23 protein-coding genes are annotated in these 23,734 nt (G+C 69.1%); all 23 read left to right on the top strand.

The features are described from left to right. The first annotated feature begins 396 nt into the window (after nucleotides 1-396). Nucleotides 397-996 carry a 30S ribosomal protein S4 gene (gene rpsD, locus AAHA49_RS04005; RefSeq protein ID WP_339392895.1) on the top strand — a complete coding sequence of 200 codons (600 nt, stop codon included), beginning with the start codon at nucleotides 397-399 and terminating at the stop codon, nucleotides 994-996. Nucleotides 997-1,230: 234 nt separating this feature from the next. After that, a complete protein-coding gene (alaS, locus tag AAHA49_RS04010) occupies nucleotides 1,231-3,885 on the top strand; it encodes an alanine--tRNA ligase (RefSeq protein ID WP_342037282.1) in 2,655 nt (884 codons plus the stop codon). Beyond that, complete coding sequence (gene ruvX, locus AAHA49_RS04015; RefSeq protein WP_342037283.1) at nucleotides 3,882-4,352, top strand: Holliday junction resolvase RuvX; 471 nt, start codon at nucleotides 3,882-3,884, stop codon at nucleotides 4,350-4,352. Before alaS ends, ruvX begins: the two co-directional genes overlap by 4 nt. Beyond that, entirely contained in the window at nucleotides 4,349-5,476 is a 1,128-nt protein-coding gene (mltG, locus tag AAHA49_RS04020; protein ID WP_342037284.1) for an endolytic transglycosylase MltG, read from the top strand. The genes ruvX and mltG overlap by 4 nt, the downstream gene beginning before the upstream one ends. After that, nucleotides 5,473-6,348 carry a shikimate dehydrogenase family protein gene (locus tag AAHA49_RS04025; RefSeq protein WP_342037285.1) on the top strand — a complete coding sequence of 292 codons (876 nt, stop codon included), beginning with the start codon at nucleotides 5,473-5,475 and terminating at the stop codon, nucleotides 6,346-6,348. Before mltG ends, AAHA49_RS04025 begins: the two co-directional genes overlap by 4 nt. An 11-nt stretch (nucleotides 6,349-6,359) precedes the next feature. Then, nucleotides 6,360-7,187 carry a prepilin peptidase gene (locus AAHA49_RS04030; protein WP_342037286.1) on the top strand — a complete coding sequence of 276 codons (828 nt, stop codon included), beginning with the start codon at nucleotides 6,360-6,362 and terminating at the stop codon, nucleotides 7,185-7,187. A 10-nt stretch (nucleotides 7,188-7,197) separates the two neighbouring features. Next, complete coding sequence (gene aroC / locus AAHA49_RS04035; RefSeq protein WP_342037287.1) at nucleotides 7,198-8,397, top strand: chorismate synthase; 1,200 nt, start codon at nucleotides 7,198-7,200, stop codon at nucleotides 8,395-8,397. Further along, nucleotides 8,394-9,017: a shikimate kinase gene (locus AAHA49_RS04040; protein ID WP_339392744.1), complete on the top strand. Its 624-nt coding sequence runs from the start codon at nucleotides 8,394-8,396 to the stop codon at nucleotides 9,015-9,017. Before aroC ends, AAHA49_RS04040 begins: the two co-directional genes overlap by 4 nt. Then, nucleotides 9,014-10,126, top strand: a complete 1,113-nt coding sequence (gene aroB / locus AAHA49_RS04045; protein ID WP_342037288.1) for a 3-dehydroquinate synthase — start codon at nucleotides 9,014-9,016, stop codon at nucleotides 10,124-10,126. The genes AAHA49_RS04040 and aroB overlap by 4 nt, the downstream gene beginning before the upstream one ends. Nucleotides 10,127-10,256: 130 nt before the next feature. Continuing rightward, nucleotides 10,257-10,817, top strand: a complete 561-nt coding sequence (efp, locus tag AAHA49_RS04050) for an elongation factor P (protein WP_339392742.1) — start codon at nucleotides 10,257-10,259, stop codon at nucleotides 10,815-10,817. Continuing rightward, the gene (gene nusB, locus AAHA49_RS04055) at nucleotides 10,818-11,225 is read left to right on the top strand and encodes a transcription antitermination factor NusB (RefSeq protein WP_339392741.1); all 408 of its coding nucleotides are present in this window, start codon (nucleotides 10,818-10,820) and stop codon (nucleotides 11,223-11,225) included. Nucleotides 11,226-11,337: 112 nt separating this feature from the next. Continuing rightward, on the top strand, nucleotides 11,338-11,889 hold the full coding sequence (pyrR, locus tag AAHA49_RS04060; protein ID WP_342037289.1) for a bifunctional pyr operon transcriptional regulator/uracil phosphoribosyltransferase PyrR: 552 nt from the start codon (nucleotides 11,338-11,340) through the stop codon (nucleotides 11,887-11,889). Then, nucleotides 11,886-12,866 carry an aspartate carbamoyltransferase catalytic subunit gene (locus AAHA49_RS04065; protein WP_342037290.1) on the top strand — a complete coding sequence of 327 codons (981 nt, stop codon included), beginning with the start codon at nucleotides 11,886-11,888 and terminating at the stop codon, nucleotides 12,864-12,866. Before pyrR ends, AAHA49_RS04065 begins: the two co-directional genes overlap by 4 nt. After that, nucleotides 12,859-14,169, top strand: coding sequence for a dihydroorotase (locus AAHA49_RS04070; RefSeq protein ID WP_342037291.1), 1,311 nt, complete (start codon nucleotides 12,859-12,861; stop codon nucleotides 14,167-14,169). Before AAHA49_RS04065 ends, AAHA49_RS04070 begins: the two co-directional genes overlap by 8 nt. Continuing rightward, the gene (locus AAHA49_RS04075) at nucleotides 14,154-14,648 is read left to right on the top strand and encodes a PH-like domain-containing protein (RefSeq protein WP_339392737.1); all 495 of its coding nucleotides are present in this window, start codon (nucleotides 14,154-14,156) and stop codon (nucleotides 14,646-14,648) included. Before AAHA49_RS04070 ends, AAHA49_RS04075 begins: the two co-directional genes overlap by 16 nt. Then, entirely contained in the window at nucleotides 14,645-15,784 is a 1,140-nt protein-coding gene (gene carA, locus AAHA49_RS04080) for a glutamine-hydrolyzing carbamoyl-phosphate synthase small subunit (protein ID WP_342037292.1), read from the top strand. The genes AAHA49_RS04075 and carA overlap by 4 nt, the downstream gene beginning before the upstream one ends. Before the next feature lie 11 nt (nucleotides 15,785-15,795). Further along, entirely contained in the window at nucleotides 15,796-19,071 is a 3,276-nt protein-coding gene (gene carB / locus AAHA49_RS04085; protein WP_342037293.1) for a carbamoyl-phosphate synthase large subunit, read from the top strand. Continuing rightward, on the top strand, nucleotides 19,068-19,925 hold the full coding sequence (pyrF, locus tag AAHA49_RS04090) for an orotidine-5'-phosphate decarboxylase (RefSeq protein ID WP_342037294.1): 858 nt from the start codon (nucleotides 19,068-19,070) through the stop codon (nucleotides 19,923-19,925). The genes carB and pyrF overlap by 4 nt, the downstream gene beginning before the upstream one ends. A gap of 129 nt (nucleotides 19,926-20,054) precedes the next feature. Then, nucleotides 20,055-20,366, top strand: a complete 312-nt coding sequence (gene mihF / locus AAHA49_RS04095) for an integration host factor, actinobacterial type (RefSeq protein ID WP_339392733.1) — start codon at nucleotides 20,055-20,057, stop codon at nucleotides 20,364-20,366. Between the two features lie 19 nt (nucleotides 20,367-20,385). Further along, on the top strand, nucleotides 20,386-20,949 hold the full coding sequence (gene gmk, locus AAHA49_RS04100; RefSeq protein WP_339392732.1) for a guanylate kinase: 564 nt from the start codon (nucleotides 20,386-20,388) through the stop codon (nucleotides 20,947-20,949). Beyond that, nucleotides 20,950-21,297, top strand: a complete 348-nt coding sequence (gene rpoZ, locus AAHA49_RS04105; protein ID WP_339392731.1) for a DNA-directed RNA polymerase subunit omega — start codon at nucleotides 20,950-20,952, stop codon at nucleotides 21,295-21,297. Then, nucleotides 21,294-22,532, top strand: a complete 1,239-nt coding sequence (gene coaBC, locus AAHA49_RS04110; RefSeq protein ID WP_342037295.1) for a bifunctional phosphopantothenoylcysteine decarboxylase/phosphopantothenate--cysteine ligase CoaBC — start codon at nucleotides 21,294-21,296, stop codon at nucleotides 22,530-22,532. Before rpoZ ends, coaBC begins: the two co-directional genes overlap by 4 nt. Further along, on the top strand, nucleotides 22,529-23,731 hold the full coding sequence (gene metK / locus AAHA49_RS04115; protein ID WP_342037296.1) for a methionine adenosyltransferase: 1,203 nt from the start codon (nucleotides 22,529-22,531) through the stop codon (nucleotides 23,729-23,731). Before coaBC ends, metK begins: the two co-directional genes overlap by 4 nt. Nucleotides 23,732-23,734: the final 3 nt, after the last annotated feature.

Below are 23,734 nucleotides of genomic sequence, written 5' to 3' on the forward strand. Positions count from 1 at the left end.
GTGCGCAGGTTCGCGAGATGTCCAGGCGCTGCGAACATGTCCGGGGCGCTCGGACTTCTGGACGACAGTGGAAATGCGTGGAGGAGCGCGAGAGTGCCGGCGGCGGTGGAGGGGCGCTGGAGTTTCGGGGGAGTGCCAGTAGGGGAGGCGCGCAGTGGCGTGACAGTCGTCACGACCCGGCCGCGGCATTGCCGGGGAGGCCCGGAATCCGCTAAGATTGTCTGCTGTTGTGCCTCATATGAATAGGCGGTCGGTGCGAGCGGTTCTCGACGCTCAATCCCTCTTTCCCAACCGGGGAAACAACGGTTCCGACCAGGGCGAGGACATCAAGCCTGCCGGGACGACCCGCACCTTAAGAAAGGTAACCCAGTGCCAGCACCAGCACGTAACCGCCGGATGGCCCGCCTCTCGCGCGCCCTCGGCCTGCCGCTGACCCCGAAGGCTGAGAAGTACTTCGAACGCCGCCCCTACCCTCCAGGCGAGCACGGCCGCGCCCGTCGCCGCAACGACAGCGACTACTCGGTCCGCCTCAAGGAGAAGCAGCGTCTTCGCGCCCAGTACGGCATCCGCGAAGCCCAGATGCTCAAGACCTACAAGGAGGCCAAGCGCCTCGAAGGTCTGACCGGTGAGAACCTCGTCGAGCTCCTCGAGATGCGTCTCGACGCCCTCGTGCTCCGTGCCGGCTTCGCCCGCACGATCGCCCAGGCGCGCCAGTTCGTCGTCCACCGCCACATCACCGTCGACGGCCAGCGCGTCGACCGTCCGTCCTTCCGCGTCAAGGAAGGCCAGACGATCCAGGTCCACACCAAGAGCGCTGACATGGATCCGTTCCAGGTCGCCGCCGCCGGTGGACACAAGGACGTCCTCCCCGCAGTTCCGGGATACCTCGATGTCAACCTCGAGGGCCTGCAGGCCACCCTGCTCCGTCGCCCCAAGCGCGACGAAGTCCCGATCACCTGCGACGTGCAGCTCGTCGTCGAGTTCTACTCGCGCTGAGCCACGATCGTACGACTGCCCGGAACGTCCGCGTTCCGGGCAGTCGTGTATTCACCCCGAGGCTGCCGCACTGCGAGCCTGCAGAGGCGGTCACCGAATCCGCCATCACCGCACACCACAATGTGATGGTGAGCAATTAAACTAGTCTGGAATCGGTGCGCGAACGCACGCACCAGCACAGACGCAGCGCGGACACCCGCACCGCGCCACGACGCACCACGTGAAAGGCCATGGATGAAGACGGCAGAGATCAAACAGCGCTGGCTCGACTACTTCGAGGCGAACGGACACGTCGTCGTGCCCTCGGCGTCGGTCATCAGCTCGGATCCCTCGATCCTCTTCAACATCGCCGGCATGGTGCAGTTCATCCCGTACCTCACCGGACGTGAGCCCGCCCCCTTCCTCCGCGCCACGAGCGTGCAGAAGTGCGTGCGCACCGCCGACATCGAAGAGGTCGGCAAGACGACCCGCCACGGCACGTTCTTCCAGATGAACGGCAACTTCTCCTTCGGCGACTACTTCAAACGCGAAGCCATCCGCTACGCGTGGGGACTGCTCACCGCTCCGACCGCCGAAGGCGGACTCGGCTTCGACCCCGACCTGCTCTGGGCCACCGTCCACGAGGACGACCTCGAGACCATCGACCTCTGGCTCGAAGAGACCTCGGTCCCGCGTGAGCGCATCCAGCTGCGCGGCAACGAGGACAACTTCTGGCACACCGGCCAACCCGGACCCGGCGGCTACTGCTCGGAGATCTACTTCGACCGCGGCCCCGCCTACGGCGCCGAAGGCGGACCGATCGCCGACGAGGACCGCTACATCGAGATCTGGAACCTCGTGTTCATGGAATTCGAACTCTCCGAGGTTCGCACGAAGGTCGACTTCGACATCGCCGGCGAACTGCCCGCGAAGAACATCGACACCGGCATGGGCCTCGAACGCGTCGCATTCCTCCTCCAGGGCGTGGAGAACATGTACGAGATAGACGAGGTCTTCCCCGTCATCGCCGAGGCCAGCCGCCTCTCGGGCCGCGAATACGGCTCCGACCACCACTCCGATGTGCAGATGCGCGTCGTCGCCGACCACGTCCGCTCGGCCCTGATGATCATCGGCGACGGCGTGCGCCCCGGCAACGAAGGCCGCGGCTACATCCTCCGCCGCCTCATCCGCCGTGCCGTGCGCGCGATGCGCCTCCTCGGCGTCACCACCGAGGTCATGCCCTCGCTGCTGCCCGTGTCGATGAACGCGATGAAGCACTCCTACCCTGAACTCGAAACCGACTTCGACCGGATCTCGCGCATCGCCTACGCCGAGGAGACGGCGTTCCTGCGCACCCTGGAATCCGGCACGCAGCTCTTCGAATCCGCCTACGAGAAGCTGGGCAGCGCGGACAAGACGATCTCCGGCGACGTCGCCTTCGCCCTCCACGACACCCACGGCTTCCCGATCGACCTCACCCTCGAGATGGCCGCCGAACACGGTGTCGACGTCGACGAGGCCGGCTTCCGCACGCTCATGGCCGAACAGCGCACCCGTGCGAAGGCCGATGCGAAGGCGAAGAAGGGCGGCACGCACGCCGACCTCTCCGCCTACTCGGCACTGCTCGAGGACGGGGCGAGCGAATTCGTCGGCTACGACGACCTCGAAGCCGACTCCCGCATCCGCGGCATCGTCGTCGACGGCGAATCCCGGGACAGGCTCACCACCGGGGAGACCGGCGACCTCGTTCTCGACCTCACCCCGTTCTACGCCGAATCCGGCGGCCAGCGCGCCGACGTCGGGCTGATCTCCGGCGACGGCTTCACCGCCCGCGTCCTCGACGTGCAGAACCCGGTCAAGGGCCTCGCCGCCCACCGCATCGAGGTCGTCGATGGGGAGATCCCCGTCGGGGCCGACGTGCTCGCCGCCGTCGACCACGACCACCGCTTCCAGGGTTCGCAGGCGCACACGGCCACGCACCTCGTCCACGCTGCCCTGCGCGAGATCCTCGGCACCCACGCCGTCCAGGCCGGTTCGCTCAACCAGCCCGGCTACATGCGCTTCGATTACTCCTACCCGGAGGCCCCGAGCGCGCAGATGCGCGGCGAGATCGAAGACGTCGCCAACCTCGCTGTGCGCTCGAACTACCAGGTCGGCACCGAATACCTGCCGTTCGAGGATGCGAAGCGCTCGGGCGCGATGGCCCTGTTCGGGGAGAAGTACCCGAACATCGTCCGCGTCGTCGACATCGGCGGACCCTTCTCCCGTGAGCTGTGCGGCGGCACCCACGTGGGCGCCTCGGCGGAGGTCGGACCGATCTCCGTGCTCTCCGAAGCCTCCGTCGGCTCCGGGGTGCGCCGTATCGAAGCCGCCGTCGGCATGGACGCGTTCCGGTCGCTCGCGGCCGAACGCACCATCGTCTCCGCCCTCTCCGACATGCTCAAGGTGCCCGGCACCGACGTCAAGGACCGCGTCTCCGAGCTCATGGCGAAGCTCAAGGACGCGGAGAAGGAGATCGGCAGGCTCCGCTCCCAGCAGCTGCTCGCCCAGGCCGGACGCTTCCTCGAAGCCGCCGAAACTGTGGGCGAGCACCTCTTCGTCGTCGCCGACCTCGGCGAGGTCGCCAGCGGCGGAGACGTCCGCACGATCGTCACCGACCTCCGTGCCCGGGTGAGCGACCGCGCCGCCGTGGTCCTCGGCATCGGCGTCGCCGGCGGCAAGCCCGTCGTCGTCATCGCCACCACCGAAGCGGCCCGGGCCGCGGGAGCGCAGGCCGGCAAACTCGTCTCCCTGGCCAGCTCCACCCTCGGCGGGGGAGGCGGCGGCAAGCCCGACCTCGCGCAGGGCGGCGGCAGCGACGCCACGCAGATCCCCGCGGCCATCGCCGCGGTCAAGGCGGCTCTCACGTGACATTCCGGCGCGGCCGACGACTCGGCCTCGACATCGGCTCGGTGCGGATCGGGGTCGCGGCCTGCGACCCCGACGGGATCCTCGCGACCCCGCTCACCGTGGTCCGCCGCACCGACGAACCCGCGGCCCTGCGGCAGCTGAAGGAGATCATCGCCGAATACGAGCCGATCGAGATCCTCGCCGGAGACCCCCGGTCACTCGACGGCTCGGCCAGGGCTGCGGCCGCTGCCGCCCTCGACTTCGCGCGCCGGATCGACACCGACGTGCCCATCCGCCTCGTCGACGAGCGCTTCAGCACCGTCGAAGCACACAACTCGCTGGCCGCTGCCGGCAAGAGCTCCCGCCAGCGCCGTGAGATCGTCGACGCCCAGGCGGCCGTCATCATTCTGCAGAACGCGCTCGAGTCCGAACGCAACACGGGCAGCCCCGCAGGCCGCGAACTGCCCCCACAGGAGAGTGAGCAATGATTCCGTTCCCCGGTGAGTTCTCGGAAGACGAAGGGCTCTCACGCGCAGAGCTCAAAGCGAAGAAACGGCGGCGGATGATGCGCAAACGGCGCACCACCGTCATCGTCCTCATCTGCGTCCTCGTCTTCGGCCTCGGCGGCTTCTTCGGCATCCGCGCCGCCGGCGGCGTCGTCGACGACCTCTTCGGCGGCGGCGCCGACTACGAGGGCAACGGCACGAGCGAGGTCACCCTCGAGATCCAACCCGGCTCCTCCGCCCGGTCGGTGGCGAACCAGTTCGTCGAGGAAGGGGTGATCAAGGACTCCAAGCCCTTCCTCAAGGAAGTCGAACGCCGCAACGTCACGATCCAGGCCGGACCGGTGATCATGCGCAAGGAGATGAGTTCGAAGGCCGCCGTCGACGCACTCGTCAACCCGATCAAACCCCCGAAGATGACGATCGCCGAAGGCCGGAAGATCGAACAGATCAAGGCGACGATGATCGAATCGGGGATGCAGCCCGATGCGGTCGACAAGGCCATCGACGACAAGACCCCGAAGGACTACGGCCTCGACGTCGACGCCCCCAGCCTCGAGGGCTACCTCTACCCGGCCACCTACGACCTCGACAAGGCGAAGACCGCTGAGGACATCGTCAAGGAGATGGTCGCGAAGACGAAGCTCGAACTCGAGACCGCCGGCATCGCGAACAAGGACGCCAACCGCATCCTCACCCTCGCCAGCCTCGTCGAGGTCGAATCGCCCGGCGACGAGGAGACCCGGAAGAAGGTCGCCCGCGTCTTCCTCAACCGGATCTCCGACAAGTCGCAGACCGGTCAGCTGCTCCAGTCCGACGCCACCGTCGCCTACATCTTCGGCGCCCGCGCGGACCTGACGACGACGAAGGAGGAGCGGAACTCCGACAGCCCGTACAACACGTACAAGAAGAAGGGGCTGCCTCCCGGGCCGATCAACTCCCCGAGCGCCGGCGCCGTCGACGCCGCCCTCAACCCCGCCGACGGCACGTGGCAGTTCTTCGTCGCGACCAACCCCGACACGGGTGAGACGAAGTTCGCCAACACGTACTCAGAGCATCAGAAGAACGTCGAGGAGTACCGGAAGTGGCTGCGGGAGAAGAACGGGTGAGTCCCGTCCGCGCCGCGGTGCTCGGCCGGCCGATCGCGCATTCGCTCTCCCCGGCCCTCCACCGCGCCGCGTTCGCAGCCCTCGGGCTGGGCGACGGGGAGTACACCCGGGCCGAACTGGGCTCCGAGGACCTCGCCGACTTCCTTGACTCGCACCCCGAGCACACGGGATTCTCCCTGACGATGCCGCTCAAGGAGGGCCTCGTCGACCTCGCCCGGGAGCGGGGTTGGCGGATCGAGGAGACCGCCGAGGCGACGGGGGTCGCGAACACATATGTGGCCACGACCCCGCCGACGGTGGCCAACACCGACGTCGACGGCATCGTCCGCGCCCTCACACCGGTCCTGGCGGACAGTGACAGTGCGCCGCGGTCGACGAGCGACAGTGCGTGGCGGGCGTCGTCGCGCGCGACGATCCTCGGGGCCGGGGCCACCGCCCGGTCGGCGCTGCTCGCCTGCCATCGTCTCGGGATCACCGAGGTCGAGCTCCTCGTGCGGAACCCCTCCCGCGCACAGGCCGCCGCCGAGCTCGCCGACCGCCTCGGGCTCGCGCTGACGATCGGACAGCTGAGCGCGGTCCGTCCCTCGAGCGTCGTCATCTCGACCCTGCCCGCCGAGGCGGAACCCGCCCTGAGCTGGGATGCGGGCTCAGGTGCGGCGCTCGATGTCGCCTACGCCGCCGATTCGGCATTCCTCGCAGCGGCCTCCGCGCACGGGTACGTGCCCGTGCCGGGCACGGCGATGCTCGTCGAGCAGGCCGTCGCCCAGTTCGCGCTCTTCCTCACTGCCGCCACGGACACCGCACCGACGGACGCCCAGCTGGAGACGGTCGCCGCGGCGATGCACTCAGCCGTCCTCGACCGCGCGAGCTGACGGAGCCGTCGATGGCCGGACTGCCCGCCGCGGCCGGACTGCCTGCCGCGGCCGGACTGCCTGCCGCGGCCGGACTGCCTGCCGCGGCCCTGCTCATCGTCGTGGCCATGGCTCTCGCGACCCTCACCGCGATCATCCTCGTCACGACCCCGGCGCGCTGGCTGCACGACGCCTCCCACTCAGCCGAGGTCACCGGATCCCGCGCCTTCCGCTCGTGGGTGCTCGTCCTCATCGGCGTCCTCATCGCCGGGGCCGCCGCCGTCAGCGTGGCCTCCGACCTCCTCACTGCCCTCGCCTGGACCGCGACGGCACCCGGCAGCGGGACCACGTTCGTCCCGCCCGCGCCGAACCGGATCGACCTCGCGCTCACGGCCCTCCTCCTCGGCGCCGTCGCCGGAGCCACCCCGGTCCTCATCGTCACCGACCTCCTCGTCCGGCGCCTGCCCGACCGGATCGTCTACCCCCTCATCGGCCTCACGTGCGCCGCGATCGTCACCGGCATCCTCCTCGGCGCCTCGCCGAGGTGGTGGTTCGCCCTCGCCTGGGCCGCGGCAGGGCTCGCCCTCTTCGGCGGCCTCCACCTCCTCGGCCGGGTGCTCAGACGCCCCACGATGGGCCTCGGCGACGTCAAGCTCGCGTTCGTCGTCGCGGGCATAGCCGGTCTCGCCGACCCGTGGGCCCCGGCGCTCGTCCTCGTCCTCACGATGCTCATCGCCGGCGTGTGGGCGATCCTCGCGGGACTGCGCGCCGGCAGTCTGGCCGGGGTGACGATCGCGTTCGGTCCCGCGATGCTGACCGGATTGTGGGTGGGGTCGGTGTCGGCACCGTTCGTTCTATAGAATCGGTGGAATGTTGAGATGGCTGACTGCAGGAGAGTCCCACGGCGAAGCGCTGATCGGGATCATCGAAGGGCTTCCCGCCCATATCCCCATCACCAGGGACGACATCCGCGTCAACCTCGCCAGGCGCCGACTGGGCTACGGTCGCGGCGCACGGATGAAGTTCGAAGCCGATGAGGTCCGCATCCTCGGCGGAGTCAGGCACGCGAAGACGCTGGGCTCACCCGTGGCGATCGAAGTCGGCAACACCGAATGGCCCAAATGGGAGACGGTGATGAGCGCCGACGCCGTCGACGAATCCGAACTCGACGGTCAGGCCCGCAGCGCCCCGCTCACCCGCCCGCGTCCCGGCCACGCCGACATCGTCGGCATGCAGAAATACGGCTTCGACGAGGCCCGACCGGTCCTCGAACGCGCCTCGGCCCGTGAGACCGCGATGCGCGTGGCCCTCGGCACGGTCGCCGCGAAGTTCCTCGCCGAACTCGGCATCACCCTGGTCTCCCACACCGTGGCCATCGGCGGCGTCGAGAACGCCCCCGGCGCCGACGCCCCGCTGCCGCGCGCAAGCGACGTCGACGCCCTCGACGGCGACCCCGTGCGCAGCTTCGACCCCGACCTCTCCGCCCGCATGGTCGCCGAGATCGACGACGCGAAGAAGGCCGGTGACACCCTCGGCGGGGTCGTCGAGGTCCTCGCCTACGACCTGCCGCCTGGCCTCGGCTCCCACGTCCACTGGGACCGCCGCCTCGACTCGCGCCTGGCCGGCGCCCTCATGGGCGTCCAGGCGATCAAGGGCGTCGAGGTCGGCGACGGCTTCCTCACCGCGACCCGCCCGGGTTCGGCCGCCCACGACGAGATCCTCGTCGCAGGCTCCGGCTACCGCAGGTCCTCGAACCGGGCCGGCGGCACCGAGGGCGGCATGTCCACCGGCGAACCGCTGCGGGTGCGGGCAGCCATGAAGCCCATCGCCACGGTCCCGCGCGCCCTGTCGACCGTCGACGTCGCCACCGGTGAGCCGGCGAAGGCGAACCACCAGCGCTCCGACGTCTGCGCGGTCCCCGCGGCCGGTGTCGTCGCCGAGGCGATGGTCGCCCTCGTCCTCGCCGAGGCGGTCGTCGAGAAGTTCGGCGGCGACTCCGTGGCGGAGACGAAGCGGAACCTCGAGGGCTACCTCGCCGCCATTCCGGAGAACCTCCGCATCGGACGATGAACGAGCACCCGCTTCCGAAACCGGTGCCTCCGCTCGAACCGGTGCCCGCCGCGCATTCGCGCATCGTGCTCACCGGTCCGCCGGCGGCAGGGAAGTCGACGATCGGCAGACTGCTCGCCGACCGCCTGGCCCTGCCGCTCATCGACACCGACGCGAACATCGTCGACCGCTACGGCGTCATCGCCGAGATCTTCGAACACCGCGGCGAGGACCACTTCCGCACGCTCGAACGCGAAGTCGTCCGCCGGGCGCTGCGCCGTCTCCTCGACCGGCCCGGCATCGTCTCCCTCGGTGGGGGAGCGATACTCAACTCCGGCACCCGCGCCCAGCTGCTCCACCCCGCGATCAAGGTCGTCCACATCGACATCGACGTCGAGACCGTCGCCCCCCGCCTCAACGCGCCTCACCGGCCGCTCCTCAAAGGAGCGGGCACCCCGGTGGAGAACTGGCTCGCGCTCGTGACCGATCGCGAACCCCTCTACGAACAGGTCGCGACCTTCCGCGTGCAGGCCTCGAGCTCGCCGCCGTCGACCGTGGTCAACCGGATCGTCGACGTGCTCACAGGCCTCCAGCGCGCCGAGGAGTACGCGAAGTACCAACAGACGAAGGAGAGCACATGAGCGTGACCACGATCGACGTCGACGCAGGAGGGAAGTACCCGGTCCTCGTCGGACACGGACTCCTCGGGCAGCTGCCCGAACTGCTCGGACCGCAGGTGGAGAAGGTCCTCGTCATCCACCCCCGGGCCCTGCGCACGACCGGGGAGACGGTCCGCGACGACCTCGCGGCGACGGGACTCGACGCGATCGTCGCCGAGATCCCCGACGCCGAGGAGGCCAAGCACATCCAGGTCGCCGCCTTCTGCTGGCAGGTCCTCGGCCAGTCCGACTTCACCCGCACCGACGCGATCGTCACCGTCGGCGGGGGAGCGGTGAGCGACCTCGGCGGCTTCGTCGCCGCGACCTGGCTGCGCGGCATCCGCGTCATCCACATCCCGACCACCGTCCTCGGCATGGTCGATGCCGCCGTCGGTGGGAAGACGGGGATCAACACCGCCGAGGGCAAGAACCTCGTCGGCTCCTTCCACGCCCCCGCCGGTGTGCTCGCCGACCTCGACACCCTGCGCACCCTGCCGGAGAACGAGCTGTTCACCGGCCTCGCCGAGGTCGTCAAGACCGGTTTCATCGCCGACCCCGTCATCCTCGACCTCATCCGGAATCACACGCGGGAGGAGATCGGCGACGTCGACGGACCCGTGCTGCGCGAACTCATCGAACGCGCGATCGCCGTCAAGGCCGAGGTCGTCTCCGGCGACTTCACCGAGGCCGGCCGCCGGGAGATCCTCAACTACGGTCACACCCTGGCCCACGCGATCGAGCACAAGGAGCGTTACCAGTGGCGCCACGGTGCGGCCGTGTCCGTCGGGATGGTCTTCGCCGCCGAGGTGGCCGCCATGGTCAAAAGCCTGCCCGCCGAGGTCGTCGACGAGCATCGCGCACTGCTGTCCAAGCTCGGCCTGCCCACCGGCTACCGCTCGGATGTGTGGCCGCAGCTGCTCGAGACGATGAAGCGGGACAAGAAGACCCGAGGGTCGATGCTGCGGATGGTGCTCCTGTCCGATATCGGGTCGCCGGCGACGGTGGAGATCCCCGACGTCTCCCTGCTCCACACCGCCTACCAGGAGATCGGCGAGGAGTCCCCGCGGAAGCTGCTCGGCCCCGCCCTGTGAGGCCCCGCACCCGCGCAGGCCGCGTGGTTTCACGAGGCCTGCGCGGGCTTGGTAGAATCGTTCATCGGCAAACAGCCTCACCCGTAGCGACCGCGTCGACGGGGACGATGATGTGAAGAAGGACGGATTAGTGGCGACAACCAACGACCTCAAGAACGGTCTCGTGCTCAACCTCGACAACCAGCTGTGGCAGGTGCTGGAGTTCCAGCACGTCAAGCCCGGCAAGGGACCGGCCTTCGTCCGCACGAAGCTCAAGCACGTCATCTCCGGCAAGATCATCGACAAGACGTTCAACGCCGGCACCAAGGTCGAGACCGCCAACGTCGACCGCCGCGACATGCAGTACCTCTACCATGACGGCTCCGACTACGTCTTCATGGACGCGAAGGACTACGACCAGGTGACGATCCCGTCCGCCCTCGTCGCCGACGCCGCGAACTACATGCTCGAGAACCAGGAGCTGCAGGTCTCCTTCCACGACGGCACCCCGCTGTCGGTCGAACTGCCCGCCTCCGTGGAGCTGACGATCTCTCACACCGAGCCCGGCCTCCAGGGCGACCGCTCGACCGGCGGCTCGAAGCCCGCGACGCTCGAGACCGGCTACGAGATCCAGGTTCCCCTCTTCCTCGAAGAGGGCACGAAGATCAAGGTCGACACCCGCACGGGTGACTACCTCGGCCGCGTCAAGTAAGTGTCGGCACGCTCTCGCGCCCGTCGCCGGGCCCTCGAACTCCTGTTCGAAGCCGGACAGCGGGGACTCGACATCGACGAGGTCGTGGCGATGCGCTCGAACGACCCCGCCTACCCGATGAAGCCCTACGCCGTCGAGATCGTCGACGGGGTGAAGGCGAAGCGGGAGGAGATCGACGAGATCATCTCCACCTACGCTCAGGGCTGGACGCTCGAGCGGATGCCCGCCGTCGACCGGGCGCTGCTCGAGATCGGCACGTGGGAGATCCTGTTCAACGACGAGGTCCCCGACACCGCCGCGATCGACGAGGCCGTGACCCTGGCCAAGCAGTTCTCCACCGACGACTCGCCGGGCTTCGTCTCGGGGCTGCTCTCGCGCATCCTCGACGTCAAACCCACCCTGATCTGAACCGCTGCGTCCGGTCTCCGGACGCAGCGGCTCCAGCCGCCCGAGCCACGCGCTAGACTTGGGCTGGACACGCTCCTTTAACCACCGTCCAGAGAGGCGGAGAAGGGCAGACATGACAGAGCGAACAGTGCTCGACGGCGCAGACATGCGCCGGGCGACGACCCGCATCGCCCACGAGATCATCGAATCGAACAAGGGCACGGACGACCTCGTCCTCCTCGGGATCCCGCGGCGCGGGGTCCCCCTGGCCGACCGCCTCGGCGCCCATATCGCTGAGATCTCCGACCGTCCCGACACCGCGCCGAACCTCGTCGGCAGCCTCGACATCACGATGTACCGCGACGACCTGCGCTCGGGTGCCTACCGCGCCCCGGAGCCCACCCGGATCCCCGAGGCCGGCATCGACGGACGGACCGTCGTCCTCGTCGACGACGTCCTCTTCTCCGGGCGCACGATCAGAGCCGCCCTCGACGCGCTCTCCGACCTCGGCCGGCCCGCGAAGGTCAGGCTCGCCGTCCTCGTCGACCGCGGCCACCGCGACCTGCCGATCCGCGCCGACCACGTGGGCAAGAACCTGCCGACGTCGAGCAGCGAACGCGTCAACGTCGCCCTGTCCGAGATCGACGGGCACGACGCGGTGACGATCTCGGGAGGCCGCGAATGAAGCACCTGCTCGACACCTCCTCGCTCTCACGGGAGGACGCGATCGGCATCCTCGACATCGCCGAGGAGATGACCCAGGTGAGCACGCGCGAGGTGAAGAAGCTGCCCGTGCTGCGCGGTCGCACCGTCGTCAACCTCTTCTTCGAGGACTCCACCCGCACCCGCCTGTCCTTCGAAGCCGCCGCCAAACGCCTCTCCGCCGACGTCCTCAACTTCTCCGCGAAGGGCTCCTCGGTGTCGAAGGGCGAGAGCCTCCAGGACACCGTGCAGACGATCTCCGCGATGGGCGCCGACGCGATCGTCGTCCGCCACTCCGCGGCCGGCACCGCCCAGCGTCTGGCCGACACCGGCTGGATCGACGTGCCCGTCGTCAACGCCGGCGACGGCACCCACGAACATCCCACGCAGGCTCTGCTCGACGCGTTCACCCTGCGCCGGGCGCTCGGCGGCTTCCCCGCCTCGGGCGCCGCCGGGGAGGGACCGCGCGGGCTGGGACTCGACGGGGCGAAGGTCGCCGTCGTCGGCGACATCCTCCACTCCCGGGTGGCCCGCTCGAACGTCCACCTGCTCCACCGCCTCGGCGCCGACGTCCACCTCATCGCCCCGCCCACCCTGCTGCCCTGGGGAGCGCAGACCTGGCCGGTGACGATCCACTACGACTTCGACGAGGCACTCGGATCCGTCGACTTCGACGCGGTGATGATGCTGCGCGTCCAGCACGAGCGGATGCACGAATCGTTCTTCCCCAACGCCCGCGAGTACTCCCGGCTGTGGGGGCTGAGCGAGTCACGGCTGCGCCGCCTGCCGAAGGAGGCCTTCATCATGCACCCGGGCCCGATGAACCGCGGGTTCGAGATCTCCGCGGCCGCCGCGGACTCACCCCGCGCCCTCGTCCTCGACCAGGTCGAGAACGGTGTGAGCGTGCGCATGGCGGTCCTCTACCGCCTGCTGACCGGTCAGGAGGAGACCATTGACTGACTATCTCATCGAGAATGCCGACGTGCTCGGCCGCGGACGCGGAACCCTCGCGATCTCCGACGGCACGATCGTCGACCCCGAACTGCTCGGCCCCGATGCCGAGCGGATCGACGCGACCGGGCTCATCGCCCTGCCCGGCCTCGTCGACATGCACACCCACCTGCGCGAACCCGGCAAGGAGGACGCGGAGACGGTGCTCACCGGCTCCCAGTCCGCGGCGGCCGGCGGCTTTACGTGCGTGCACGCGATGGCGAACACCGCACCGGTCGCCGACACCGCCGGGGTCGTCGAGCAGGTGCACCGGCTCGGACGCACCGCCGGCTACACCGAGGTCGTGCCCGTGGGGGCCGTGACGATCGGCCTCGAGGGACGCCAACTCGCCGAACTCGGGGCGATGGCCCGCTCCGAGGCCCGGGTGCGGATGTTCTCCGACGACGGCATCTGCGTCTCCGATCCGCTGCTCATGCGCCGGGCCCTCGAATACGTCAAGACCTTCGACGGCGTCATCGCCCAGCACGCGCAGGAACCGCGCCTGACCGAAGGCGCGCAGATGAACGAAGGCCTCGTCTCCGCCGAACTCGGACTGCCTGGATGGCCGGCCGTCGCCGAGGAGTCGATCATCGCCCGCGACGTCCTGCTCGCCGAGCACGTCGGCTCCCGGCTACACGTCTGCCACGTCTCCACGGCCGGCAGCGTCGACATCATCCGCTGGGCGAAGTCGCGCGGGATCATGGTCACCGCCGAGGTCACCCCCCACCACCTCATGCTCACCGATGAACTCGTCCGCAGCTTCGACCCCGTCTACAAGGTCAACCCGCCGCTGCGCACCGACGCCGACGTCCAGGCTCTGCGCGAGGCACTCGCCGACGGCACGATCGACGTCGTCGGCACCGACCACGCCCCGCACACCGCCGAACACAAGTGCGGCGAATGGTCGGCCGCGGCGATGGGCATGGTCGGGATGGAGACCGCCCTGGCCGTCGTCGTCGCGGCGATGGCCGACCACGACTTCGACTTCGGCGACGTCGCCCGCGTGATGTCGCAGGCCCCGGCTCGGATCACCGGGGCGACCGGGCACGGCAGCCTCGAGACCGGGGCGAGTGCGAACATCGTCCTCATCGACCCCGCGGCCCCGCACACGATCACCCCGGCCGAGCACCTCACGAAGGGCCGGAACAACCCGTTCGCGGGCATCGAGGTGAGCACGAAGGTCACCGACACCTTCTTCTACGGCCACCGCGTCCTCGCCAACGGTGCGCTGAGCACACCCCACCCGTCAGGAGCGTCATGGACAGAAGCGTGAGCGTCCTCATCATCGCCGGCGTCGTCGTCCTCATCATGCTGGCCCTGACCTGGGGCTGGACCCGGCGCAAGAGCCGCCAGACCGAAGTCGCCGCCCCGGCCAAACCGCATCTGGGCATCACCCCGATCGCCGACCCCGTCGAAGGCTCCTACGTCTCGACGACGACGGCGGGCAACCCGCTCGACCGGGTCGCCATCCACGGCCTGGGCATCCGCACCACAGGAGAGCTCGTCGTCACCGACGGGGGAGTGATCATGGACCTCGCCGGCCGGGAGGACTTCCTCATCCCGCGCGCCGACATCGTCTCCGTCGACACCACCTCGGGGATGATCGGCAAGTTCGTCGAACGCGGCGGCATCGTCCGCATCACCTGGCGCCTCGGCGAGACCCTCGTCGACACCGGCTTCCGCGCCCGCTACGCAGCCGACACCGCGCCCACCGTCAACCGCATCAGAGAGATGATCGTAGAGGCACCATGAGACTTTCCACCACTCCCGCCGTCCTCGTGCTCGAAGACGGCCGCACGTTCACCGGGTCCGCCTACGGAGCAGTCGGGGAGACCGTCGGCGAAGCCGTCTTCGTCACCGCGATGTCCGGTTACCAGGAGACCCTGACCGATCCGTCCTACCACCGGCAGATCGTCATCCAGACCGCGCCCCACATCGGCAACACCGGGGTCAACGCGACCGACGACGAATCCCGGAAGATCTGGGTCGCAGGCTACGTCGTCCGCGACGCCTCCCGGATCTCGTCGAACTGGCGCTCCGAAGGCGACCTCGAGACCCACCTCGCCGAGGCGGGGATCGTCGGCATCAAGGACGTCGACACCCGGGCGCTGACCCGCCACCTCCGCGACAAGGGGGCGATGCGCATGGGCATCTTCTCCGGTCCCGCCGCCGCGGCTGATCCCGGCGCCATGCTCGAGACCGTGCTCGCGACCCCGCCGATGGCCGGCGCCCAGCTCGCCGAAGAGGTCAGCGTCACCGAACCCGAACTCGTGCCCGCGGTGGGGGAGAAGCGCTTCTCCGTCGCCGCCGTCGACCTCGGCATCAAGGGGATGACCCCGCAGCGGCTGGCCGAGCGCGGCATCGACGTCCACGTCGTGCCCGCGACCGTCACCTTCGCGGAGATCGAGGCCCTCGGCGTCGACGGCGTCTTCTTCTCCAACGGCCCCGGCGACCCGGCCACCGCGGACGCCCAGGTCGGTCTGCTGCGCGAGGTGCTCGCCGCGCGGATCCCGTTCTTCGGCATCTGCTTCGGCAACCAGCTGCTCGGCCGCGCGCTCGGCTTCGGCACCTATAAGCTGCCCTTCGGCCACCGCGGCATCAACGTCCCCGTCATCGACCGGACGACCGACAAGGTCGAGATCACCGCGCAGAACCACGGCTTCGCCGTCGACGCCCCCCTCCACGGGGAGACGATCGCGCCGGCCGATGAGTCCCTGGGCCGGGTGACCGTCTCGCACGTGTGCCTCAACGACGACGTCGTCGAGGGACTCCAGTGCCTCGACGTGCCCGCCTTCTCCGTCCAGTTCCATCCCGAGGCCGCCGCGGGACCCCACGATTCGGACTACCTGTTCGATCGGTTCGTCGACCTCATGTCCTCCCGCGCGTAAGGAGCCCATCCATGCCATTGAGAAACGATCTGCAGTCAGTCCTCGTCATCGGCTCCGGTCCCATCGTCATCGGACAGGCCTGCGAGTTCGACTACTCCGGCACCCAGGCGTGCCGCGTGCTGCGCGCCGAAGGCCTGCGCGTCATCCTCATCAACTCCAACCCCGCGACGATCATGACCGACCCCGACGTCGCCGACGCCACCTACGTCGAACCGATCGACCCCGACATCATCGAGTCGATCATCGCCAAGGAACGCCCCGACGCGATCCTGCCGACCCTCGGCGGACAGACCGCGCTCAACGCCGCGATCGCCCTCCACGAGGCGGGCACCCTGGAGAAGTACGGCGTCGAGCTCATCGGCGCCGACGTCGACGCGATCCAGCGCGGGGAGGACCGCCAGAAGTTCAAGCAGATCGTCGAGGACTGCGGCGCCGAGGTGGCCCGCTCCGTCATCTGCCACACCCTCGACGAGGCGATCGCCGGGGCCGAGGAGCTCGGCTACCCGCTGGTCGTGCGCCCCTCCTTCACGATGGGCGGCCTCGGCTCGGGCATGGCCTACGACGAGACCGACCTGCGCCGCATCGCCGGCGCCGGCCTGTCCGATTCGCTGACCACCGAGGTCCTCCTCGAGGAGTCGATCCTCGGCTGGAAGGAGTACGAGCTCGAGCTCATGCGCGACCACAAGGACAATGTCGTCGTCGTGTGCTCGATCGAGAACGTCGACCCCGTCGGCGTCCACACCGGCGACTCGATCACCGTCGCCCCGTCGCTGACCCTCACCGACCGCGAATACCAGACGATGCGCGACATCGGCATCGACGTCATCCGCGCCGTCGGCGTCGACACCGGCGGCTGCAACATCCAGTTCGCCGTCGACCCCGCGACAGGACGCATCGTCGTCATCGAGATGAACCCGCGCGTCTCCCGGTCCTCGGCGCTGGCCTCGAAGGCCACCGGGTTCCCGATCGCGAAGATGGCCGCGAAGCTCGCCGTCGGCTACTCACTCGACGAGATCCCCAACGACATCACGAAGGTCACGCCTGCGAGCTTCGAACCGACGCTCGACTACGTCGTCGTCAAGATCCCGCGCTTCACCTTCGAGAAGTTCCCCGCCGCCGACCCCACCCTGACGACGACCATGAAGTCCGTGGGCGAGGTCATGGCGCTGGGCCGGAACTTCACCACCGCCCTGCAGAAGGCGATGCGCTCGATGGAGCAGAAGGGCTCCTCGTTCTCGTGGGCCGACCTGCCCGACATCGCCGACGACGAGGTGCGCGAGGCCCTGCTCGAGACGATCGGCCACCCCACCGCCGACCGCATCCACGCCGTCCAGCGCGGACTCGCCGCGGGCCTGACGAACGCCGAGGTCCACGCGGCCAGCGGCATCGACCCGTGGTTCCTCGACCAGATCGAGCTCATCAACGAGGTCGCCGCCTTCGTCGCCGACGCCGAGGAGCTCGACGGCGAGGTCATCCGGGTCGCGAAGAACCACGGATTCTCCGACGAGCAGATCGCCGGTCTGCGCAGCCTGAGCACCGACGTCGTCACCGGCGTCCGTCACGCCCTGCGCATCCGGCCCGTGTTCAAGACCGTCGACACGTGCGCGGGCGAGTTCGAAGCCCACACCCCGTACCACTACTCGAGCTACGACTCCGAGACGGAGGTCGAACCCCGGCAGCGCCCGGCCGTGCTCATCCTCGGTTCGGGTCCGAACCGGATCGGTCAGGGCATCGAATTCGACTACTCGTGCGTGCATGCGACGATGGCGATCGGCGAAGCCGGCTACGAGACCGTCATGGTCAACTGCAACCCGGAGACCGTCTCGACGGACTACGACACCGCCGACCGCCTCTACTTCGAACCGCTCACCTTCGAAGACGTCATGGAGGTCTACCACGCCGAGCTCGCCGCCGGACCCGTCCTCGGCGTCGTGTGCACCCTCGGCGGACAGACCCCGCTGGGACTGGCCGACCGGCTCAAGGCCGCCGGCGTCCCGGTGCTCGGCACCCAGCCCGAGGCCATCGACCTCGCCGAGGACCGCGGCGAATTCGGCGCCGTCCTCTCCCGGGCGGGACTGACCGCGCCCAAGCACGGCACCGCGGTGACCGCCGCCGAGGCCGCGGCGATCGCCGACGAGATCGGCTACCCGGTCCTCGTGCGCCCCTCCTACGTCCTCGGCGGGCGCGGCATGCAGATCGTCTACGACCGCACGCAGCTGCTCGACTACATGGCCAGCGCGACGGAGATCTCCGTCGACCGTCCGGTCCTCGTCGACCGGTTCCTCGAGGACGCCATCGAGATCGACGTCGACGCCCTCTACGACGGTGAGGACATCTTCATCGGCGGGATCATGGAGCACATCGAGGAGGCGGGCATCCACTCCGGCGACTCCGCGTGCGTGCTGCCCTCCCTCACCCTCGGCGAGGACGTCCTCGACCGGGTGCGGCAGGCGACCCGCGCGATCGCCGAAGGCGTGAGCGTGCGCGGACTGCTCAACATCCAGTTCGCGATCACCGCCGACGTCCTCTACGTCATCGAGGCCAACCCGCGCGCCTCGCGCACCGTGCCGTTCGTCTCGAAGGCGACGTCGACGCAGTTGGCGAAGGCCGCGGCCCTCATCGCCGTCGGCTCGACGATCGCCGACCTCCGCGGGAACCTGCTGCCGGAGACCGGTGACGGCTCGACCCTGCCGATCGACCACCCGATCGCGGTCAAGGAGGCCGTGCTGCCGTTCCGCCGCTTCCGCACCGTCGAGGGCAAGGTCGTCGACTCGGTGCTCGGACCGGAGATGCGGTCGACCGGTGAGGTCATGGGCATCGACCATGACTTCCCGACCGCGTTCGCCAAGGGCCAGCTCGGTGCGTCGATCAAGCTGCCGACCTCGGGCACGGTCTTCGTCTCCGTCGCCGACCGCGACAAGCGCGCGATGGTGCTGCCGGTCAAGGAGCTCGTCGACATGGGCTTCGACGTCGTCGCCACCACCGGCACGGCCGCCGTCCTCTCCCGCTACGGCATCGCGACCTCGCAGGTGCACAAGCACTTCGAGGCCGACGCCGAGGACCGCACGGTCCTCGACTACCTCGCCGCCGGAACGATCGACATGGTCATCAACGTCCCCGCCGGCCGCCAGGAGCGCGCTGACGGCTACGAGATCCGGGCCGCGGCCACGGCGAACTCGGTGCCGCTGATCACGACGATCGCGGAGTTCGCGGCCGCCGTGACCTCACTGCACGCGGTGCGGGAGAAGACCTTCGGAGTGCGCAGCCTGCAGGACTGGAGCGCATGATGTTCTCGGCCCGGCTGCGCGAGGCGATGGCCGCCCACGGACCCGTGTGCGTGGGCATCGATCCCCACGACCACCTCCTCGAAGCGTGGGGCCTGCCGCGCACGGCAGCAGGTGCCCGCGAATTCGGACTGCGCACGGTCGCGGAGCTCGCCGGCTCCGTGGCCGCGGTCAAACCGCAGTCGGCGTTCTTCGAACGCTTCGGCTCGGCCGGGGTCGCCGCCCTCGAGGAGACGCTCGCCGCGTGCCGGGAGCAGGGACTGCTCACCATCCTCGACGTCAAACGCGGGGACATCGGCTCGACGATGGCCGGCTATGCGCAGGCCCATCTCACCCCCGGCTCGCCGCTGTCGGCCGATGCCATCACAGTCTCGCCCTACCTCGGCGTCGGTGCCCTGGGGGCGGCCTTCGACCTCGCCGCCGAGAACGACCGGGGGCTCTTCGTCCTCGCGCTCACCTCGAACCCGGAGGGCGCCGAGATCCAGCACGCCCGCACAGGCCGGAACGTCGAGGGCTTCGGCGACTCCGTGGCCGGCTCCGTGGCCGCCGCGGTGGCCGCCCGCAACGCGGAGCTCACCGGGGGAGAGGGGCTCGGCCCCTTCGGCCTCGTCGTCGGGGCGACGATCGGCTCCGCCGCAGCCGACCTGGGCTTCGACCCCAGCGACTGCGGGGGACCCATCCTCACCCCGGGGGTCGGCGCGCAGGGCGCGGGCCGTGCGGAGCTGCTCGAGGTGTTCGGTCCCGCTGCGCTCAGTCGCAGCCAGGTCGTCGTCGCCGTCTCCCGGGCCGTGCTCGGGGCCGGACCGGAGGGGCTCGCCGAGGCGGCACGGACGCTCAACGCCGCCCTGCGCATGTGAGTCTCCTCACCGGGTCTCGGATCGGGCTCGGATGAGTTTTCTTCCTCGCCCTGTGTCGGTTGTGCGGGTTTGTGTTTTAGACTGAAGCAACTTCCCTACCTGCCCGTTCATGGTGACAGAGGAGATAATGTGGCACTCGAACCATTGACCCCGCAACAGCGTTCGGCAGCCCTTGACAAGGCATTCAAGGCCCGACAGGTGCGTGCCGAGGTGAAGGCGGCGCTCAAGAGCGGTGAGACGGATCTCGCAGCGGTGCTCAAGAAGGCGGGGAAGGACGAAGCGCTCGCGAAGATGCGCGTGCTCGACCTGCTGCGCTCCCTGCCCGGCGTCGGCGACAGGCGCGCCGAGGCGGCGATGGAGGAAGTCGGCATCGCGACCTCACGCCGGATCAAGGGCCTCGGTGTGCACCAGCGCACCGCCCTGTTGGAGAAATACTCCTGAATGTGACAGCTTTAGATCCGTGAACACACGACTCACCGTTCTCGCGGGACCCACAGCGGTCGGAAAAGGCACCATCAGCAGCTACATCAGAGCGCATCACCCCGAGATCTGGTTCTCGGTGTCCGCGACCACGCGGCCCCGCCGCCCCGGTGAGATCGACGGCGTCCACTACCACTTCGTCTCCGACGACGAGTTCGACGGTCTCATCGCGCGCGACGAGATGCTCGAATACGCCGTCGTCCACGGCCGCCACCGCTACGGCACCCCCGCCGAGCCCGTCCGCCGCCGGCTGACCGAGGGCGTGCCCTCCCTGCTCGAGATCGACCTGCAGGGGGCCAGGCAGGTCAAGGCGAAGATGCCCGACGCGCTCTTCGTCTTCCTCGCCCCGCCCAGCTGGGACGAACTCGTCTGCCGGCTCACCGGCCGCGGCACAGAGTCCGCTGAGGAGCAGGAACGGCGGCTGACCACCGCGCGGGCCGAACTCGCCGCCGAATCCGAGTTCGACGTCACGATCGTCAACGACAGCGTTCGCACTGCGGCCGAAGAACTCATACAATTGATGGGTATATCCACACTCGATTAGATGGGACACCCCTTGCCTGCACAGCCTGAAGGCATCACCAATCCGCCGATCGACGAACTGCTCTCCGTCACCGGCTCGAAGTACGAACTCGTCTCCATCGCGGCTCAGCGTGCGCGTCAGATCAACTCCTACTACGCCCAGCTGCAGGAGGGTCTGCTCGAGAACGTCGGTCCCCTCGTGACCCCCGGCCCCCACGAGAAGCCCCTGTCGATCGCGCTGCGCGAGGTCAACGAGGGCAAGATCGTCTCCCGCGAGGTCTCCGAGACCGACTTCGCCCCCCTCGCGGCCGAGGAGTCCGCCGAGACGAGCGTGAGCACCGACGGCGCGATCGACTTCAGCGACCAGTGAGAGTCGTCCTCGGAGTCGCCGGCGGAATCGCCGCCTACAAGGCGGCCCATGTCATCCGGCGTCTCCGAGAGGCCGGGCACACCGTCACGGTCGTGCCCACCCCCAACGCCCTGAAGTTCGTCGGCGCGCCCACCTTCGAAGCCCTGTCAGGGCAGCCGGTGAGCACCGACGTGTTCGACGAGGTCGACAAGGTCAACCACGTCCGCATCGGCCAGGAGGCCGAACTCGTCATCGTCGCCCCGGCGACGGCGAACACGCTCGCGAAGATCACCGCGGGACTCGCCGACGATCTGCTCACGGCCACCGTGCTCACGACCACGGCCCCGGTCGTCCTCGCCCCGGCCATGCACACGGAGATGTGGCACAACCCGGCCACGGTCGCGAACATCGCGACCCTGCGCTCGCGCGGCATCCACATCCTCGAACCCGCCGTCGGCCGCCTCACCGGCCCCGACTCCGGCCCCGGACGGCTGCCCGAACCCGAGGACATCGTCGCCTTCGCCCTCTCCGCCGCCGAGCCTGCCGGCGCGTCGGGTGCCCTCGCCGGTCGTCGCGTCGTCGTCAGCGCAGGCGGCACCCGGGAGGCACTCGACCCCGTGCGGTTCCTCGGCAACCGCTCCTCCGGCAAACAGGGCATCGCCCTGGCCCAGGCAGCAGCGCAGGCAGGCGCCGAGGTCGAACTCGTCGCCGCGAACGTCGACTCCGGTCTCCTCGCGGCGCTGCCCTCATCGATCGCCGTCACCCCCGTCGAATCGACCCTCGACCTCCAGTCCGCGATGCAGGCCGCACAGCCGAACGCCGATGTCATCGTCATGGCCGCCGCCGTCGCCGACTACCGTCCTGCCGAAGTCCACGGGGCGAAGCTGAAGAAGGCCGGAGACGAGGGGATGAGCCTCGAACTCGTCCAGAACCCCGACATCCTCGCCGGCCTCGTGGCTGACCGGATCCCCGGCCAGTTCATCGTCGGCTTCGCCGCGGAGACCGGTGACGCCGACCACCCGGCCCATGACTACGCGGTCGCGAAGTTCCGCCGCAAGGGAGCCGACCTCCTCGTCTTCAACGACGTCTCGGGGAATCGGGCCTTCGGCCACGACGTCACCGAGGTGATCGTGCTCGCCGCCGACGGCACCGAGGTCGTCGAGGTGGGGGAGTTCTCCGGCAGCAAGGACGATGTTGCGCAAAAGGTCGTCTCCGTCATCGCCGACCGCCTCCCACCAGTAGAATCGACGCCGTGAGTACATCCGAACTGCGCTACTTCTCCTCCGAATCCGTCACCGAAGGCCACCCTGACAAGATCTGCGATCAGATCAGCGACGCCGTCCTCGACGACCTCCTGAGCAAGGATCCCGACGCGAAGGTCGCCGTCGAGACGATGGTGACGACCGGTCTCGTCCACGTCGCCGGCGAGGTCAACACCGACGCGTACGCCGACGTCGCAGGCATTGTGCGCAGCCTCATCACCGGCATCGGCTACGACTCCTCGGAGAAGGGCTTCGACGGCCATTCGTGCGGAGTCTCCGTCTCGATCGGCAGCCAGTCCACGGACATCCACTCAGGCGTGACGAACCCGCTCGACTTCCGTGAGGCCATCGAGACCGATCACGGCTCCTCGCTCGGCGCCGGCGACCAGGGGCTGATGTTCGGCTACGCCGACAACGCCACCGACGTCCTCATGCCGCTGCCCATCCACCTCGCCTCCCGCATGGCCGAGAAGCTCAGCGAGGTCCGCAAGTCCGGGGCGCTCGACTACCTCCGCCCCGACGGAAAGACCCAGCTGACGATCGGCTACGACGGTGACCGGGCCGTGGCGATCGAGAACATCGTCGTCTCCACCCAGCACGCCGCCGGCATCGACCAGGAACAGCTCGAGGCCGATATCCGGACCCTCGTCGTCGATCCGATCGCCGACGCCTCGGGTCTCGACCGGTCGAACGAGAATGTCTTCATCAACCCCGCAGGCCCCTTCGTCACGGGCGGACCGATGGGCGATGCAGGGCTGACCGGGCGGAAGATCATCGTCGACACCTACGGCGGCTTCTCCCGCCACGGGGGCGGGGCGTTCTCCGGCAAGGATCCTTCGAAGGTCGACCGGTCCGCGGCGTATGCGATGCGGTGGGTGGCGAAGAACATCGTCGCCGCCGGCCTCGCCGACCGTGCCGAGGTCCAGGTCTCCTATGCGATCGGCCGCGTCGATCCTATGGGCCTCTACGTCGAGACCTTCGGCACCGAGAAGGTCGATCCGGCCGCGATCACCCGGGCGATCCGCGAGGTCTTCGACCTCCGCCCCGCGATGATCATCAAAGAGCTCGACCTGCTCCGCCCGATCTACTCGCCGACGGCGACCTACGGCCACTTCGGCCGGGAGCTGCCCGACTTCACGTGGGAGCGCACGGACCGCGCCGCCGACCTGCTCCGTGCCGTGTCCGCGAACTGAGTT

The organism is Brevibacterium ammoniilyticum (assembly GCF_038429965.1).
Taxonomy (GTDB): Bacteria; Actinomycetota; Actinomycetes; order Actinomycetales; family Brevibacteriaceae; genus Brevibacterium; species Brevibacterium ammoniilyticum.